Origin of the sequence: Bacillus sp. AFS098217, from assembly GCF_002551815.1 — a bacterium.
Lineage (GTDB): Bacteria > Bacillota > Bacilli > Bacillales > Bacillaceae_G > Bacillus_A.
This window is the reverse complement of the sequence record NZ_NVPR01000145.1, coordinates 1-1,400: the sequence shown is the minus strand read 5'-3', so window position 1 is coordinate 1,400 and position 1,400 is coordinate 1. Positions and strand designations below refer to the sequence as shown.

Sequence of the window (1,400 nt, the reverse complement as noted above, 5' to 3'; positions counted from 1 at the left end):
CTCGTCTTTTTTGTGTTTTATAAAGGGATAGTGAATTTTATGATGAAAAGAATTTAATTAGAAAAAGAAAATATGAAAGACAAACTGCATCGGACGCTCTTCTCTATACAGATGCCTCACTTATGAGAGGGATGAAAAAACGCTAGAGATGGTAGATGTAGGAATTAAAAGACAAACGAATGGATTTGCTGATTTTGATAGTTTATTTGTATTGTTTTTATTAGGAAAGGGAATACATGGATTCAACAGTGCCCCTACATTTTCTGCAAGCCTATTATACTGGGCGTATTCTATAAAGGGGAAAGGAAGTGAAAGGCCGCATGTTTGATTCAATTCATGTGGTGCATTCCTTACCTGGAAGAACACGATTGCAGGTTAAAAGTTCTAATCATCCCACTATGATAGAAAGTTTAGTTCGTTCCCTTCCGCAAGTAGCAAGTATTTTCAGCAACTTATACGTGTGAAACAGGGAGTTTGCTTATTTACCATGATGTAAATCTATCTCTGTACAACTTGAAAACATGGCTAACTCGTTTTCTTTTACCTGAAAAGAAGATACATAATGGTACATTTTCATGGAAGCAGTTGGTGCCTGTTGCAGCTTGTGCCGGGGCCTTTTTAGCAAATTGGTATATTCAAGGCAGTCAGCTTGGACTTGTGTGGAAAACAGCTTCGTATTGGGCAGCGATGGTCACTTCCGTTTTTACTTCTTATGAAGTTATAAAAGATGGAATAAGTAATATTTTTAAAGAAAGAAAAGCAAATACCAATACGTTAACGACGGTATTTATTTTTGCTTCTTTATATTTAAAAAAAACCAGGTTCAGCGCTCGTTATTACACTGATCTCTACCATTAGTGAACTATTAACAGAATATACGTCGGAAAAAACGAAACAGTATATTCATTCTGTTGTAGAATTTGATACGACATATGCATGGCGAGTGAATGAGTATGGGGTGGAAGAGAAAGTTGCATTGGAGAACATCGAAATTGATGACACTGTTGTAATTTTCACAGGAGAATATATGCCAAAAGAGGTAGGAAAGAATATACATGTTTATGCGGGGAGTATTTTGCATAACGGATTGTCTTTTAGTGCATCCAAGTTTTTTTCATATCATGCTTATCAAGCTAGTGTTTTAAGGTATCCCAAAAACGAAAATTTTATCTTTTCATAGTGTCCCATGAGAATTTAGTTCATTTTTTTGTTTTGGAGAACAATGAATTTCTTAACTTGATGGGCGGGGTGTTTAAGGTGTATTTTTACGATTTTACAGAACGAATAGATAAATATCTCTAAAAAAGATCAAAAAGCCATTGACTATTATTATATAGAGGTGTAATATTATATGAGTCGCCGATAGCAACAAAGCAAGACGCGGCAAACGAGTTCTCTGA

General features: G+C 35.2%; 2 protein-coding genes. Both read left to right on the top strand.

Annotated features, from left to right (window positions below):
* The first annotated feature begins 474 nt into the window (after nt 1-474).
* The gene (locus COO03_RS23850; RefSeq protein ID WP_097899470.1) at nt 475-858 is read left to right on the top strand and encodes a hypothetical protein; all 384 of its coding nucleotides are present in this window, start codon (nt 475-477) and stop codon (nt 856-858) included.
* 100 nt (nt 859-958) lie between these two features.
* Nucleotides 959-1,180: a hypothetical protein gene (locus COO03_RS27250; RefSeq protein ID WP_097899469.1), complete on the top strand. Its 222-nt coding sequence runs from the start codon at nt 959-961 to the stop codon at nt 1,178-1,180.
* Nucleotides 1,181-1,400 lie beyond the last annotated feature (220 nt).